At 72.8% G+C, this 12201-nt stretch carries 13 protein-coding genes; 7 read left to right on the top strand and 6 right to left on the bottom strand.

The genetic code is table 11. The annotated features are described in order from the left end of the window. Positions 1 to 20: 20 nt before the first annotated feature. Positions 21 to 368, bottom strand: coding sequence for a DUF3024 domain-containing protein (locus FB470_RS10135; protein ID WP_306990637.1), 348 nt, complete (start codon positions 366 to 368; stop codon positions 21 to 23). 55 nt (positions 369 to 423) lie between these two features. Here FB470_RS10135 and FB470_RS10140 point away from each other — a divergent pair, with 55 nt between their 5' ends. Together FB470_RS10140 and FB470_RS10145 are read left to right on the top strand one after the other, a co-directional pair. Beyond that, positions 424 to 747 (top strand): nucleotide pyrophosphohydrolase, encoded by a 324-nt coding sequence (locus FB470_RS10140; RefSeq protein ID WP_306990638.1) that lies wholly within the window; start codon positions 424 to 426, stop codon positions 745 to 747. Between the two features lie 92 nt (positions 748 to 839). Then, positions 840 to 2723, top strand: coding sequence for a DNA/RNA helicase domain-containing protein (locus FB470_RS10145; RefSeq protein ID WP_306990639.1), 1884 nt, complete (start codon positions 840 to 842; stop codon positions 2721 to 2723). Here FB470_RS10145 and FB470_RS10150 read toward each other — a convergent pair. Beyond that, on the bottom strand, positions 2693 to 4171 hold the full coding sequence (locus FB470_RS10150; RefSeq protein ID WP_306990640.1) for a 3'-5' exonuclease: 1479 nt from the start codon (positions 4169 to 4171) through the stop codon (positions 2693 to 2695). The genes FB470_RS10145 and FB470_RS10150 overlap by 31 nt on opposite strands. A 150-nt stretch (positions 4172 to 4321) precedes the next feature. On the opposite strand from FB470_RS10150, the gene FB470_RS10155 reads away from it, so the two are divergent. Genes FB470_RS10155 through FB470_RS10165 form a run of 3 tightly spaced genes read left to right on the top strand, consistent with a single transcriptional unit; the run spans position 4322 to position 7286 of the window. Beyond that, a complete protein-coding gene (locus tag FB470_RS10155) occupies positions 4322 to 5140 on the top strand; it encodes an excalibur calcium-binding domain-containing protein (RefSeq protein ID WP_306990641.1) in 819 nt (272 codons plus the stop codon). Positions 5141 to 5173: 33 nt separating this feature from the next. Further along, a complete protein-coding gene (locus FB470_RS10160) occupies positions 5174 to 6601 on the top strand; it encodes a carboxylesterase/lipase family protein (protein ID WP_306990642.1) in 1428 nt (475 codons plus the stop codon). A gap of 58 nt (positions 6602 to 6659) precedes the next feature. Further along, entirely contained in the window at positions 6660 to 7286 is a 627-nt protein-coding gene (locus FB470_RS10165; protein ID WP_306990643.1) for a response regulator, read from the top strand. Here the strand turns inward: FB470_RS10165 and FB470_RS10170 are convergent, their stop codons facing one another. Continuing rightward, positions 7287 to 8342 carry an FUSC family protein gene (locus FB470_RS10170; RefSeq protein WP_306990644.1) on the bottom strand — a complete coding sequence of 352 codons (1056 nt, stop codon included), beginning with the start codon at positions 8340 to 8342 and terminating at the stop codon, positions 7287 to 7289. It abuts the gene before it with no gap. A 44-nt stretch (positions 8343 to 8386) separates the two neighbouring features. Between FB470_RS10170 and FB470_RS10175 the strand changes: the two genes are divergently transcribed. Further along, a complete protein-coding gene (locus tag FB470_RS10175) occupies positions 8387 to 8872 on the top strand; it encodes a MarR family winged helix-turn-helix transcriptional regulator (protein ID WP_306990645.1) in 486 nt (161 codons plus the stop codon). A 65-nt stretch (positions 8873 to 8937) separates the two neighbouring features. On the opposite strand, the gene FB470_RS10180 is transcribed toward FB470_RS10175, so the two are convergent. Further along, a complete protein-coding gene (locus FB470_RS10180) occupies positions 8938 to 9444 on the bottom strand; it encodes a hypothetical protein (RefSeq protein WP_306990646.1) in 507 nt (168 codons plus the stop codon). Positions 9445 to 9595: 151 nt separating this feature from the next. After that, entirely contained in the window at positions 9596 to 10240 is a 645-nt protein-coding gene (locus tag FB470_RS10185) for a GntR family transcriptional regulator (RefSeq protein WP_306990647.1), read from the bottom strand. An 84-nt stretch (positions 10241 to 10324) separates the two neighbouring features. Between FB470_RS10185 and FB470_RS10190 the strand changes: the two genes are divergently transcribed. Then, positions 10325 to 11125, top strand: coding sequence for an NAD(P)-dependent oxidoreductase (locus FB470_RS10190; protein ID WP_306990648.1), 801 nt, complete (start codon positions 10325 to 10327; stop codon positions 11123 to 11125). Here the strand turns inward: FB470_RS10190 and FB470_RS10195 are convergent. Further along, entirely contained in the window at positions 11053 to 12201 is a 1149-nt protein-coding gene (locus tag FB470_RS10195) for a GAF domain-containing sensor histidine kinase (protein ID WP_306999164.1), read from the bottom strand. The genes FB470_RS10190 and FB470_RS10195 overlap by 73 nt on opposite strands.

The following is a 12201-nucleotide window of genomic DNA, read 5'->3' on the forward strand; positions in this document are numbered from 1 at the left end:
TCGGTGACGCGCTGTGAGCGTCAACAGGGGCTGAGCCACTGGAAGAAGTAGCCGGTCGACGCGCCACGATCGAGGTCGTCCAACAGGGGGACGGGCGAGATCTCCGGAACGCTGCGCGGATACGGGCGCCAGCGGCCCGCGTCGGCGAGGTAGTAGAGCGACCACATCTCGTCGAGGCCATAGCGGAGCTGGGCGAAAGGCCGTTCGGCGGCCCCGCCGTTCGCCCATTCGGCGCGCCGTTCGACAAGCGTGACGATTCGCCCGCGCCAGCGGGACAGGACCGTGTACTCGCCGCGCTGACCTGCCGGAACCCGCCGCTCACACCAGCGATCGATCTGGCGTTGCTGCAGCTCGGGTATCGGCGACATACCCACAGTGATACCGCAACCCGATCGGGTCGTGCGGCACCGGATACTGCCGCCTGTGACGCTCACCGATCTGCAACAGCGGCTGGCCGAGTTCGCCGCCGCACGGGACTGGCAACGATTCCACACGCCGAAGAACCTGGTGATGGCTCTGTCCGGCGAGGTGGGCGAGCTGACGGCGCTGTTCCAGTGGCTGACGCCGTCGGAGTCCTCGTCGGTGCTGGACGATCCCGCCTCGCGCGCCGCGGTGCTCGACGAGCTGGCCGACGTGACGATCTACCTGGCCCGCCTGGCCGACGTCCTCGGCGTCGACCTGCTCGCGGCCGCCGCCGCGAAGGTCGACCGCAACGAGTCGCGCTTCCCCGTTGATCGTTTGGACTAACCTGGCAGTCGCGGCCCGACGGGCACCGGAGTCCCACTTCGTCGCTGCCCCCACCCGCACGTGGATGACGCGTGCCCAGTGGGGGAAACGAAGTGGCTCTGGTTCGGCACAGCGCCGATCATCTTCTGGCGGAAGCGAAAGCCGGCCGGTTGCACGAGACGTTGCGGGAGCAGGCCGGGTTCCGGTGGGAGCACCGGGTCGGCGCGGGCGAGCTGCGCTCGTGGCAGCGCAGCCTGCCGCCGTTCCTGGCCGATCTCGTCGACGCCGGGCTCGGGCACGTGGAGGTCTTGCTCGAGCACAAACTGCCGCACAGCCCGAAGCGCGTGGACGCGGTGCTCTGCGGCGTGCACCCGCGCACCGGCGAGCCCAGTTACGTCCTGGTCGAGCTGAAGCAGTGGTCGAGGGCCGAACTGCTCGCGGCGGACCTGGTCGCGATCGAGGCGTACCGCGAGCCGGTCCTCCACCCGGTCGAGCAGGTGCGGCGGTACTGCGAGTACCTGGTCGACTCGACGCCCGCCCTCGCCGATCGTCCCGGTGCGGTGCACGGGATCGCCTACCTCCACAACGCGGATTCGGCGGGAGTTTCCTCGCTTCGGCAGTACCGGCCGAGCGAGTTCGGCGCGCTGTTCACCATGGACGACAAGGCCGAGCTCGCCGACCGGCTGCGCGCGGTGCTCGACCCGTGCGCGGACCGGGACGCGGCGCGGCGGTCCGCCTCGGAGTTCCTCGGCCACGAGCACGCGCCGACCAAGCCGCTGCTCGACCTCGCCGCGCGGGAGATCCAGGACCGGGAGCAGTTCATCCTGCTCGACGAGCAGCAGGTCGCGGTCGAACTGGTGACGCGGGCGGTCGAGCGGGCCCGGGCGGCGCAGACGCGGACGGTCGTCGTCGTGCTCGGCGGGCCGGGGTCGGGCAAGAGCGTGATCGCGTTGAGCCTGCTCGGGGAACTCGCGCGCACGGGCCGCCGGGTGCACCACGCGACCGGGTCCAGCGCGTTCACCAACACCATGCGCAAGGTCGCGGGCGCGCGGAACCGGCGCGTGCAGACCCTGTTCAAGTACTTCAACAACTACGTGGACTCGCCGGCGCGGGAGCTGGACGTGCTGATCTGCGACGAGGCGCACCGCATCCGCGAGACCAGCGTGAACCGCTACACCAAGCGGCACCTGCGCGAGAAGGCCGGGCGCCAGGTGGACGAACTCATCAACGCGGCGTCCGTTCCGGTCTTCCTGCTCGACGAGAACCAGACCGTGCGCCCCGGGGAGATGGGGTCCCTGGCGGAGATCACCGCCGCCGCGGAGCACCTCGGGTGCCGGCTGGAGGTCGTGCACCTCGACGGCCAGTTCCGCTGCGGCGGGTCCGACGCGTTCGACACGTGGGTCGCGCGGCTGCTCGGCCTCGACCGGCTGCCGCCGGTGCCGTGGAGCAAGCTCGCCGGGGACGACGACTTCACGCTCGCCAGCGCCACCACCCCGTCCGCTCTGGAAGCCTGGCTGCGGCAGCGGATGGACGACCACGGCGGCACCGGGCGGCTGTCGGCGGGCTACTGCTGGCCGTGGAGCGATCCCGCAACCGGCCCGGAGGGCAAGCACCTGGTCGACGACGTGGTGATCGGCGGGTGGCGCCGCCCGTGGAACGCCAAGCCCGGCCGGCGCGTCCCGGACGCGCCCGAGTCGTACTACTGGGCCTCCGACGAGCGGGGCTTCGGGCAGGTGGGCTGCATCTACACCGCTCAGGGGTTCGAGTACGACTGGTCGGGCGTGATCTTCGGACCGGACTTCGTCGTCCGGGACGGGCGGTGGGTCGCGCGCCGCGAGTACTCCCACGACCCCTCGGCCAGGAAGGCCGGCGACCTCGAGTTCGGCCGTCTCGTGCGCAACACCTACAAGGTGCTGCTGACGCGCGGGATGCGGGGAACCTGCGTGTACTCGGTGGACGCGGAGACTCAGGCGTTCCTCGAGGAGATGGCCGGGTAGCCCCTCGGTTCGCCCACGACCCAGCCGCCGACCAGCAGGCCGGCCCCGACCGCGCCGACCGGGATTCCGGTGGCCAGCCCGGCACCGCCGAACAGGGCGATCACCGTCAGGAACATCAGCACGAGACCGGTACCCATCATGATCCACGCGATCCACCGGCGCTCACCGGAAACCGGCGGCGGGGCGGCCGCCGGCAGCGTGACGGTCGGCCGCGGAACAGCGGGCGCCGCCGCGACGACCGGTAGCGGCAGCACGGGTTGCGGTGGCGCCGCGGGCGCCGCCGGGACATCGGGGAGCAGGCCGAGCACCCGCCAGGCGGCCGGCACGTCGACCACGCTCGCCCCGAGTTCGCGGGCGCGGGCGAGCCGCGGTTCGCTCGCGGGCACGTCCTCGGCGACGGCGAGATGCGTCACCGACGCCGTGAGGTTCTTCGCGAGCGGGAACCCGGCCGCCAGCACCGCCGCGCGCAGCGAGTCCGCCGACGCGCTGCTGCCGAGGACGAGAACACGCTTCCTGGCGGTGGACGTGGTCCGGCGGAGATCGGCCACCACATCCGGTACCCCCAGCGCCGCGGCCACGTGCCGCAGGTCGCGTTCCTCCTCGGCCGTGACGATGCCGTCGGACTCGGCGATCGCGCGCATCGCGGTCACGAAGTCCACGTGTGCGCGCCGCACGTCCGCGGTGGCCATGCCGGAGCGCGCGGCCAGCGCGGCCAGTTCCGCGGCTTCCGCGTCGGACAGGTAATGGTCGGCGAGTACGTCGGCGAGCAGGTCCTCGTACGGCGAGCCGCCGGTCCCGATGCGGTCGACCAGTCCGGACACCCAGGTGCCGGCGTGGGCGGGCTCCGGGCGGCTCACGGCGCGCCCGGTCACCGCCGGACGCGGGAGCCGCGGGAGGTCGAAGCGCCGCTCGAAGGCGAGGCCGTGCACGCTGACCAGCGCGGCGACGATCCGCGCGCAGGCGCGGGCACCGGCAGCGGCGACGTGCGCGGGAAAACCGCCGAGGCCGAGCGCCTCCGCCACCGTGGCCGGCCGGTAGTTCGGCAACCGCAGGGCGGCGCGTGCCGCGGCGAGCGCGGACACGCCGGGCAGGGTGGGCAACCGCAGACCGATGCGGTCGAACTCCGCGGCCAGCAAGCCCTGTTCCGACGCCAGGTCGTGGCCGGCGAGCACACTGCCCTCGCACAGGTCGAGCAGGTGCCCGGCGATCTGGCCGAACGACGGCGCGGAATCCAGTTGCGCCCGGGAGATCCCGTGCACGCCCGCGGGTCCCGGATCCACCCCGGGGCCCGGGTTGACCAGCGTCGAGAACTCCCCGAGCACGGTGCCGTCGGCGCGCACCCGGACCGCCGCGACCTCGATGACGGGCCCGGACCGGAGCCCGGCCGTCTCGACGGCGATCGCGGTGAACTCGGTGCCGGCGGCCGGGAACGAGCCGGAAGCGGACATGGGAACGATATCGATGAGCATTCGGGGCTTCCCTGGTCGCGGATTGACGCGTACTTCATCGCGCCGGGCGCGGAAACGTTCCGGGCGACACACAATCGTGATCTTCGGCGATTCTGTAACGCATTCGCGGTTCGCAGCGAGAAAAGAGCCGTGCCCGATGTTCCCGCCGCGCCGAAACGACGCATGCCCGCCTGGATCAAGATCGTCCTCGCCGTGTTCGCGGTGCTCTTCGTGCTCGGCGCCGTGTTCGGAAAGCCCGGCGAGAAACCGGTCGCGCAGCCCGCGCCGACGACCACGACGATCACGACCGCCGCCACTACCACCACCAGCAGCAGCCCTCCCGCGAACCCGGTCTACCGGGTCACCAGCGTGCAGGGTGCGAGCGTGATCGTCAGCGATACCGCGGGAATCCCGAAAACCGTTTACGTCCCCGGGATCCAGCCGGCCGCCGATTGTTACGGAACGGAGACCGCGAGCTGGGCGACCGCATTTCTGGCCGGCCAGGAAGTGACCCTGCAGTCGGTCGTCGAACAGGGCGGGAAAACCCTGGCCCACGTCGTTCTCGCGGACGGCACGGATTACGCGATCGCCGCGCTGCAGGGCGGGTACGCCCGGTTCGCGGCGGACGCGGTCGCCGAGTCGTACGCCAACGTCCTGCGGGCCGCGGAAAGTGCGGCCGGTGCGGCGAAAGCGGGGCTGTGGGGGCCGCCGTGCAACGGCAGCCCGACGACCCCGGCGGTCGCGCCGCCGGTCGCGCCGCCGGCCACCACCGCCGCTCCGCCCCCGGCCAAGCCGAAGTCCACGGCACCGAAGCCGACCACCGCGAACCCGGCCGACGAACCGGACACGAGCGTCTACTACGCGAACTGCGACGCGGCTCGCGCGGCGGGTGCCGCCCCGCTGCACGTCGGGGAACCGGGGTACCGCGCCGGTCTGGACCGGGACAAGGACGGCGTCGCCTGTGAGTGACCCCCTCCGGGGAGCTGTGATATCCACGAACCCGTGGATCCCATCGTGCAGACGAGTTCCGGTGCCGTCCGGGGGTGTACCGACGGGGATGTCAGCTCCTTCAAGGGCATTCCGTTCGCCGGGCCCCTGACGGGTGCCGCGCGGTTCGCGGCGCCGTCGGAGCCTCCGCGGTGGGACGGGACCCGCGACGCGCTCGAGTTCTCCGCCGCGCCGCCGCAGGGGAACCTGTTCCCCGGGGTGCCGTCGGCGTGGCGGCCGGGCGACGGGGACGACAGCCTGAGCGTCAACGTGTGGACCCCGGACCCGGGACGGGCGAACCTGCCCGTCATGGTCTGGATCTACGGCGGCGCATACCTGATGGGCACCGCGCGCCAGCCCGAGTACGACGGCACCAACCTGGCCCGCGCGGGAGTCGTCGTCGTGTCGTTCAACTACCGCGTCGGCCTCGAGGGGTTCGGCTGGCTGCCCGGGGCGCCCGCCAACCGGGCCTTCCTGGACCAGCTCGCGGCGCTGCGCTGGGTCCAGGAGAACATCGCGAACTTCGGCGGCGACCCGGGCAACGTGACCGTCTTCGGCGGCGACCCGGGCAACGTGACCGTCTTCGGCGAGTCCGCGGGCGGCACCTCGGTCGCCGCGCTCACCGCGTCCGACGCCGCGCGCGGGCTGTTCGGCAAGGCGATCGGGCAGAGCATCGCCCACGGGTTCCTCTCCGAGAACCGCGTGCGGCGCACCACCGAACGCATCGCGGACGCGCTCGGGGTCCCGGCCACCGTCGAGGGCTTCGCCCAGGTCCCGTCCGAGGCGATCCACGCCGTGCAGATGGTGCCCGGCGAGATCACGCCGTTCGGCCCGGTCGTGGACGGCGACCTGCTCACCGACCTGCCGTGGCGCACCCTCCGCGCCGACGTGGACCTCGTCGCCGGCTTCACCCGCGACGAGTTCACCCTCTTCGTCGCCGGCCAGGACCTCTCCGGTGCCGACCCCGCCGCGACCGCCGACGCCGTGGGCCTGCCCGCCGGCGCGGTCGCCGAGTACCGCGCCGCCCACCCCGGCGTCTCCGACGCCGACCTGCACGTCCTCATCCTGTCCGACCGCACGTTCCGCATGCCGACGCTGTGGTCCGCGGAGAACCACGCCGGCCGCAGCTGGTGCTACGAGCTGACCTGGCAATCCCCCGCGCTCGGCGGCATCCTGCGCTCCTGCCACGGGCTCGACGTGCCGCTCACGTTCGGCAACTTCGCCGGTCCGCTCGCCGAGATGCTGCTGGGCAACCCGGCGCCGCCCGAGGCCGAGGTGCTGTCGGCGGGCATCCGCGAGGCGTGGGTGTCGTTCGCCACCACGGGCGACCCCGGTTGGCCCGAGTACGACAAGGACGACCGCCTCACCCGGATCTGGGACGTCCCGGTCTCCGTGGCGAGCGACCCGATCGCGAGTTCGCGGAGGATCTGGCAGGCCGCGTGAGGACCGCGGCCGGTCGCCGGGACCGTCCGGCCGCTGCCGGGCTGACTAGGCTGGACGCATGGCCATCGAGGTGCTGCTCGTCGACGATCACGAGGTCGTGCGGCGCGGTCTGCGCGAGATGCTCACCGACGAGCCGGACATCGAGGTGGTCGCCGAGGCGGGCAGTGCCGACGAGGCCCTCGCGGTGGCCATGCACGTCGAACCCGATGTCGCCGTCGTCGACGTGCGCCTGGGGGACGGTGACGGCGTCGCGCTGTGCCGGGAGTTGCGGGCGCGGCCGAACCCGCCGTACTGCCTGGTGCTCACCGCGTTCGACGACGAGGAGGCGATGGTCGGTGCGATCATGGCCGGCGCGTCCGGCTACCTGCTGAAACAGGTCCGCGGTCAGGACGTCGTCAACGCCGTGCGGGAAGTGGCCGCCGGGCGGTCGCTGCTCGACCCGGTCACCACCGCCCGCGTGCTCGACAAGCTGCGGCACCCGGCGGAGGACGAGCTGGCCCGGCTCACCGACCGGGAGCGCACGGTGCTGGAGCTGATCGGCGAGGGCCTGTCCAACCGGGAGATCGCCGAACGCCTGTTCCTCGCCGAGAAGACGGTGAAGAACCACGTCACGTCGGTGCTGTCCAAGCTGGGCATGCAGCGCCGCACGCAGGCCGTCGCGTGGGTGGCGCGCCGGGGCAAGTAGTCAGGCCAGCTGGTAGCCCCGGCCGGGCCGGACCAGCGCGGCGACGAGCCCGATCAGCGCGCCGAGCACCGTGTCGACGAGCCGGTCGGTGGTGACGGTGACCGTGTCGACGGGCGCGGACAGTGAACCGAGCAGCAGCACCAGCGGTGTCACGAACACCATCGCGACCGCGTAGTTGCGGATCACGGTCAGCTCCGCGCCGAGCAGTGCGACGACGATCAGCACGAGCCGGACCGGTTGCGGCAGGTCGAGGGTCAGCAGCAACGCGGCGACGAGCACCCCGGCGATCGTGCCGGAAACCCGCTGCAGGAAGCGGTGCATCGTGTGCTGCAGGTGCGTGGCCTGCAGGATCGCGGCGGCCGCGACCGTCGCCCAGTACGGGTGTCCGAGTCCGAGCGCGTGCGCGAGCAGCCCGGCCGCCAGCACGGCGGCGAACACCTTCAGCGCCCGCGGCCATTCGTGCGACGACCGGTGCAGGGCGGCGCGCAGGCCGTCGCGCCACGAGGTCGTCCGGGTGCGGTCGTGGTCGAAGAACAGCCACCCGGACAACGCCACGGCACAGGCCACGACCGCCCCGGCGGCCGCGGCACCGACCTGGGCCGCGACACCCGGCCAGCTGACCGGGAACGCGGACGTGGTGCCGGCGGCGAAGACGAACATGAGCCCGCCGGGCGGGCCCGACCGGATACCGTCCGTGAACAGTTTCGCGGCGGCCGCGACCGCGGCGACGAGGATCGCGACGGGCAGCGGCCCCCACCCGGCCGCCGAAGCCATCCCGCCGAGGCCGACCGCGACCGTCAGACCTGCGCCGATCACAGCGAGCACGCGGGCCCGCACCGGGTACGGCTCGAACCGGGCGTGCACCGCGGTCATCCCACCGAACGCGGCGGCGGGGGCCAGCTCGGTGTGCCCTGCGATCACAACGGCGACCAGGACTATGTTCGCCCCGACCATGGCCCGTAACGCGGACACCCAGGCCCGGTCCACCGGGCGCAGGCGCCACCAGCCGCGCGGCGAGAGCGCGCGGAGGAGGTCGTGGCGGCCAAAATCATTCACGAGTAAAATACTACCGAACAATTCGTGTACGAAGGAGCTCAGCGGTGAGTGATCTCGTCGACAGGGTGCGGCGCCAGTGGCAGGACGTGCACCCGGACCTCGACACGTCCGGGATGGCCGTGGTCGGCCGCGTGCTGCGCCTCGCGTCGCTGATCCGCCGCGCGACCGACGACCTCCTGCTGGCCCACGACCTCAACCGCCCCGAGTTCGACGTGCTGTGCGCGTTGCGGCGCAACGAGGTCCTCAACCCCGGGCAGATCAGCCGCGAGATGCTGTCCTCCGGCGCCGCGATCACCAAACGCCTCGACCGGCTCGAACGACTGGGCCTGGTGTCCCGGACCGCGAGCGAACGCGACCGGCGCGTGGTGCAGGTGCGGCTCACCGAGCGGGGCGTCGAGCTGATCGACGAACTGCTGCCGGAACACCTCGACGGCGAGAAGGTCGCGCTGGCGAACCTGAGCAGCGCGGAACAGGACGAGCTGGCGGGGTTGCTGAAGGTGATGCTGGAGACGCTGGAAGGCGTGGCCTGAGGAGTGGGACGGCCGGAGCCACCCCACGCCGCAGGCCAGCACCGCACGGTACTCCGGCGCCTTCTTCACCGCGCCGTGTCGTAGGACGCCTCCCGCACGTCCGGGGTCGCACCGTCGGTCGACTCCCCAGCAACTCCCGCGCGAGAGCCCGTGCACATCGGCCAGCGCCCGCTGGAACGCCGCGAACTCGGCCTTCTTCCGTCCAGCAGCTTGCGCGTGCTGCACACGCAGCCGTGCAAGGCGCCCTTCAGGCTCGGTACGTCACCGCGCGCGGGCGGGCCGCCTCCGCCTGCTGCCCGATCGGCTGGAAGAACGCCAGCGCGTCCACCCGCCCGGACTTCGATCGCGGAGGCCGCCGCGCTGCCCGGGTTCACCAGCGCCTCGGTGCCGCTGCCCGGCCCGGTGATGCCGATCTTGCGGCCCACCAGCGCCTGGACCTTCTCCGCCGGTGTTCCCGCGTCCGGGAACTTGGCCAGGTGGAAGGCGTCCGTCCGGCCGCGGAGTTGAAGGACGTCCACCGGGTCGGCCGCCATGCCGGCGGCGGCGAGATCGGCCTGCACCTGCGCCCACATGGGCGGCTTGGCGCCCTCCGGTTAGCGGTCCTGGCACTGCCGCTGGTTCGCGCTGTCCACAGTGGGCAGCCAGACGAACCGCGCCCCGGGGACGCCCCAGCGCACCACGGCATCACGTCCGGCCGACGTCGATGTGCACGTCGTAGGCGGCTCAGGCCTGCTCGGACTCCCGGAGTGCGCCGATCACGCTGCTCAGGTGCGTCCGGACCGCCGCGGACGCCGCCGCGCCGTCGTGCGCGCAGATCGCGTCGATGATGGCCAGGTGCTCCGGCAGCGAGACCGACGGACGGCCCGGCCGCATCGCGAGCCGGAACTGGTGGCGCACGCTCTGCGCGCGCAGCCGCTCCAGCACCTGACCGGCGGTGTGCTGGCCGCTGATCTCGCGGACCCGGCGGTGCAGCTCCTGGTTCAACCCCGAGTAGCCGACGACGTCACCGGACGCGACGGCCTTGCGCATCGCCTCGCCGAGCGCCTGCAGCTCGCGGATCTCCTCCTCCGAGATGCGCTCGGCGGCCTTCTCCGCGCACAGGCCCTCCACGACCATGCGCACCTCGGAGATCTCGATGGCCTCCTCGAGCGACACCGCCCGCACCCGCGCGCCGCGGTTCTGCACGCGCTCGACCAGGCCCTCGTTCGTCAGCTCGAGCAGCGCGATGCGGATGTTGGCGCGGCTGGCGTCGAACTGCGCGGAGAGGTCGGCCTCGACCAGGCGCTGGTTCGGCACGAACTCGCCGCGGATGATCGCCTCCCGGATGGCGTCCACCACCGGCTTCTCGGCTTCGGCCTGCTCTGCCACGCACACTCCCGCTCGCATTGTTGACAATTTTGTCGAGAAGATCGTCTACTCGAATGGTAGCCGGTCGTCGAGGAGGAGCCCCTTATGTCCGGAAAGCCGCCCGTCATCGCCGTCCTCGGCCTCGGGGAGGCGGGTACCGAGTTCGCCCGCGACCTGGGCGCGGCCGGTGCCGTGGTGCGCGGGTACGACCCGGTGGTGGACTCCGAGTTCGGCAGCGAGGCCGAGGCAGCCCACGGCGCCGACCTGGTGCTCAGCGTCAACAGCTCGGCGGCCGCGGTCGGCGCGCTGCGGGCCGGCCTGCCCGAGGTCAGCGGCATCTGGGCCGACCTGAACACCGCCTCGCCCGGCAAGAAGCGCGAGCTCGCCGCGATCGCCGCCGGGTCCGCGGTCGGCTTCGCCGACGTGGCGATCATGGCGCCGGTACCCGGTCGCGGGCTGAAGGTACCGATGCTCGCCACCGGACCCGCGGCCGACGGGGTCGCGAAGATCCTCGGCGAGCTCGGTGCGTCGGTCGAGGTGCTGCCCGGCGAGGCCGGGCTGGCCGCGGAACGGAAGCTGCTGCGCAGCGTGTTCTTCAAGGGCATGTCGGCCGCCGTGGTCGAGGCGCTGGAGGCGGCCCGCACGGCGGGCGTCGAGGACTGGCTGCGCGGGGTGATCGAGGACGAGCTGAGCAACGCGAGCGCCGCCACGGTGGAGCGGCTGGTCACCGGCAGCCACAAGCACGCCCAGCGGCGCACCGCGGAAATGGCCGCCGCGGCGGAGATGCTCGGCGAGCTCGGCGTGGCCGCGGACGTCGCGACGGCGTCGCGTGATCAACTGGCGCGCTTGTCCAGCGGCAGCTCGAACGCGACGAGCGTGCCGAGGCTCGGCGAGGAGTTGAGGTAGAACTTGCCGCCCGCGCGCTTGGCGCGTTCCTCGAGGTGCCGCAGGCCGCGGGTCTGCACGTCCTGCGGCACGCCCGCGCCGTTGTCGCGCACGCGCAGGCGCACCTCGTTCGCGTCGCGCACCAGCGTCACCCTGGTCTCGCTCGCCCCGGAGTGCCGGACCACATTGGACAGCGCCTCGCGCAGCGCGGCGCGGATGTGGTCGGCCCGCTCGGCCGGGATGTCGGCCAGCTCGCCGGACAGCTCCAGCGTGGGCGGGAAGCCGAGCAGCTCCCCGGCGATCCGCACTTCGGCGCGCGCCGACTCCGCCAGGTCGGTCGACGGCGGCTTCTCCGCCTCGGGCTCCGGCGACCGCAGCTCGCGCACGGTGTGCCGGATCTCCTCGATGGTCTGGTCGAGCTGGTCGATCGCCTCGCCGAGCCGGGTCGCGTCGGTGGCGGCGAACCGCTTGCGCATCCGGCGGCGCACGCGGTCGAGCTGCATCCCGGCGGCGTACAACCGCTGCACGATCACGTCGTGCAGTTCGCGCGCGATGCGCTCGCGCTCCTGGTAGAGCGTGATGCGGTGCCGGTCGTTCGCGGCCTCGGCCAGCGCCAGCACGACGCCGACCTGCGCGGCGAACGCCGTCAGCACCTCGACCGTGGCCTCGTCGAACGGCCGGCCGGACCGCTCCCGGTACACGGCCAGCGCGCCCAGCACCCGGCCACCGGACCCGAACGGAGCGGCGGCGAACGGCCCGAACCGGCGCAGCTCGGACGGCACGTACGGGGCGGTGCGCGGGTCGACGGTCATGTCGTCGGCCACCACGGTGACGCCACCGCGGGCGACCTGACCGGCCGCGGACTCGGCCGGCAGCACCACCCCGCGCGGGTCCTCGTAGTGGGTGCCGTGGGCGGCCTCGACGGACACCTTGCCGTCGTCCGCCCGCACCATCACCAGGCACAGGTCGGCACCGGCCAGTTCGGCGGCCCGGTGCACCACCGAGTCGAGGACCGCGTCGGGGTCGCCGCCGGACAGGGCGGCGGTGGTGATCTCCGTGGCCGCGGACAGCGCGCGGGCGGCGAGCGTGGGTTCCAT

Origin of the sequence: Amycolatopsis thermophila, assembly GCF_030814215.1 — a bacterium.
GTDB classification, from domain to species: Bacteria; Actinomycetota; Actinomycetes; order Mycobacteriales; family Pseudonocardiaceae; genus Amycolatopsis_E; species Amycolatopsis_E thermophila.

Coding starts and splice junctions, on each gene's coding strand:
- FB470_RS10190 (WP_306990648.1), top strand. CDS start 10,325: ATGTCCGGAAAGCCGCCCGTCATCGCCGTCCTCGGCCTCGGGGAGGCG.
- FB470_RS10165 (WP_306990643.1), top strand. CDS start 6,660: ATGGCCATCGAGGTGCTGCTCGTCGACGATCACGAGGTCGTGCGGCGC.
- FB470_RS10135 (WP_306990637.1), bottom strand. CDS start 368: ATGTCGCCGATACCCGAGCTGCAGCAACGCCAGATCGATCGCTGGTGT.
- FB470_RS10150 (WP_306990640.1), bottom strand. CDS start 4,171: ATGTCCGCTTCCGGCTCGTTCCCGGCCGCCGGCACCGAGTTCACCGCG.
- FB470_RS10195 (WP_306999164.1), bottom strand. CDS start 12,201: ATGGAACCCACGCTCGCCGCCCGCGCGCTGTCCGCGGCCACGGAGATC.
- FB470_RS10180 (WP_306990646.1), bottom strand. CDS start 9,444: ATGTGGGCGCAGGTGCAGGCCGATCTCGCCGCCGCCGGCATGGCGGCC.